General features: G+C 32.4%; 2 protein-coding genes. Both read left to right on the top strand.

Translation table 11 applies throughout. The features are described 5' to 3' along the window. Positions 1-201: 201 nt before the first annotated feature. Positions 202-915 (top strand): tetratricopeptide repeat protein, encoded by a 714-nt coding sequence (locus B0A57_RS11280; RefSeq protein WP_034097282.1) that lies wholly within the window; start codon positions 202-204, stop codon positions 913-915. Between the two features lie 36 nt (positions 916-951). Further along, entirely contained in the window at positions 952-2739 is a 1788-nt protein-coding gene (locus B0A57_RS11285) for a BatD family protein (protein WP_034097280.1), read from the top strand. Positions 2740-2883: the final 144 nt, after the last annotated feature.

The following is a 2883-nucleotide window of genomic DNA, read 5'->3' on the forward strand; positions in this document are numbered from 1 at the left end:
AAGTACACGAAGAAGGCACAAAGAACACAAAGCCTAGTGAACCTAGTGAAAAACTTAGTGATCTTAGTGTTTAAAAAGAATTAACCACTAAGTTCGCAAAGAATGCACAAAGAACACAAAGCATTGTGAACATAAAAAATGAGTTATACTTTGTGAACCTAGTGAAAAACTTAGTGAGCTTAGTGTTTAAAAAAAATGAAAATGAAAAACATAATTTTATATCTTACTTTATTTTTTTCTGTAGTAACATTCTCACAGAAAAAAGATTTCGATTTGCCACAAGCTAACGAAAATTATATAAAAAAAGAATATGCTTTGGCTGAGTCAAATTACAGAATTTCTAAAGCAAATAATGAAAAAAGAGCTACGGCTTCTTATAATTTAGGCAATGCTATTTACAAACAAAATCAACCAACGGAAGCAAAATATGCTTATTCGAAAGCGATAGAAAACGCAAAAGGAAAGCAACAAAAATTTAGTGCTTTTCATAATATTGGTAATGTTTTTATGAAAGAAAAAGATTATTCGAAAGCGGTCGATGCTTATAAAAATGCGCTTAGGAATAATCCAAAAGATGAGCAAACAAGGTATAATTATGCTTTGGCAAAAAAAATGCTAAAAGAGAATCCTCCTAAAAAAGACGACAAGAAGAAAGACGACAAAAAAGATAAAAAGGACGAACCTAAAGACGATAAAAAAGACAAGCCTAAAGATGGCGATGACAAAAAAGACGACAAAGGAAAACCTAAAGACGACAAACAAAATGAGCAACCAAAACCACAACAAGGAGGAGCAAATCAGGAAAGAATGAAGAATTTATTGGATGCTGTGAATAATGAAGAGAAAAAAACACAAGAAAAAGTAAACGAAAAAAAAGCAAAAGGAAAACCTGTAGAAACCGATAAAGATTGGTAGATTTAGCCCCAAATCTGTTAAATGATTAAACAAGAAATGAAGAAATACATCATATTATTATTACTAACATGCCAAGGAATTTTTGCACAAGTACAATTTGTAGCACAAGTAAGTAAAAACTCATTAGGCATCAACGAACGCCTTCGCATCGATTTTGTGATGAATGATGACGGCGATAATTTTAGTGCCCCAACCTTTGAAGGATTCAAAATCATAGGTGGCCCAAACCAATCAACGAGTTATCTTTGGGTTAATGGTCGAAAATCATTCGAAAAGACTTACTCTTATTATTTATCGCCTACAAAAAAAGGAACTTTTGTAATCAAACAAGCTACTATCGAAATAAACGGACAGGTTTACAAAACCAACCCTATAAAAATTACAGTAGGAAATGCCGTTGCAGAAGAAAGAGACCCTTATAATCCGTATTATCAGCAACAACAACAACAACCTCAAGCCTATGCCGGAAAAAGTGGTGTGCAATTGGTGGCAGAAATTTCTAATTCAAATCCATATTTAAATGAACCAATTACGGTGGTTTACAAAATATATGTAAGTAACAGATCGGCAGTTGGCGGTTGGCAAGTAACTGACAATCCAAAATATAATAATTTCTGGAGTCAGAACATCGATGTGAAACAAATTCAAATACACCAAGGAAAATTTAAAGGCGAAGATTACCGATATGCAGTACTTAGAAAAACAGTACTATATCCGCAAAAAACAGGGAAATTAGAAATCGAACCCTTAACATTAGATGTTGAAGTCGAAGTTCCGTCGAATGAAGTCGACTTTTTCGGGAGACCTATTATGACAATTTCTAATAAAAAAATATCGGCTGGTGCCAAAATTATTACTGTAAAACCATTGCCAGAAGCAGGAAAACCAGAAGGATTTACAGGAGCCGTTGGAAGTTTTGATTTTAAAGTAACCCCATCAAAAACCAAATTAAAAAACGGAGAATCTCTCGATTTGAATGTAGTAGTTTCTGGTAAAGGGAATCTAAAATTATTTACTTTACCCAAACCCATTGTACCAAGTTCTTTAGAAATATATGATCCTGTACACAAAGAAAATGTAACAACACCACTTACTGGAATGTCAGGAAGTATTTCGGACTTGTACACTATAATTCCTGAATATAAAGGTAATTATCCTATACAACCACTTACTTTTTCGTATTTCGATTTAGTAACAAAAAGTTATAAAACAATTACTTCTAAAGAAATAAATATCGAAGTTCTTGATGGCCCAACAGCAGCAAATAACAATGCCGTTTCAAATAATGATTCGAATAAAACAAAAGTGGCTTCAAATGCAACATTTGGATTTATAAAACTAAAAACAAGGTTGTCAGAAATTAAAAAATCAGACTTTTTAGGTTCTGGATTGTTTTACGGATTGTTGCTGTTACCCTTTTTGTTAATTCCAATTATAATGGCAATTCGCAAGAAAAAAGAAGCAATAGATGGAGATGTTTTTGCAAACAAAATTAAATTATCTAACAAATTGGCCAAAAAATATTTATCGGAAGCCAAAAAACAAATTGCAAACAAAGAACCGTTTTATATTGCTTTAGAAAAAGCCATGCACAATTTCTTGAAAGCAAAATTACATATCGAAACATCGGAAATGAGCAAAGACAAAATAACCGAAATCTTATTGTCTAGAAATGCCAGCCCAGAAGATGTAAGTAGTTTTATAGCTTTGACAGAAAATTGCGAATTGGCAAGATATGCGCCATCAACAAGCGTTACGATTCAACAAGATTATGATAAAGCCGTTGAAATAATATCAATTTTAGAGAAACAAATCTCAGTTTAACCACAAAGTTCACAAAGAATTAGCAAAAAACACAAAGCTTTGTGAACTTAGTTTTGCATAAAACCACACTTAGTGTACTTTGTGAAAACCTTAGTGAACTTCGTGTTTAAAAAGAATTAACCATAAAGCAACACAAAGAACACA

This window comes from Flavobacterium psychrophilum DSM 3660 = ATCC 49418 (assembly GCF_002217405.1).
Classification (GTDB): Bacteria; Bacteroidota; Bacteroidia; order Flavobacteriales; family Flavobacteriaceae; genus Flavobacterium; species Flavobacterium psychrophilum.

Bases quoted from the DNA above. Each gene is read 5' to 3' on its own strand.
- B0A57_RS11285 (WP_034097280.1), top strand. From the start codon at position 952: ATGAAGAAATACATCATATTATTATTACTAACATGCCAAGGAATTTTT.
- B0A57_RS11280 (WP_034097282.1), top strand. From the start codon at position 202: ATGAAAAACATAATTTTATATCTTACTTTATTTTTTTCTGTAGTAACA.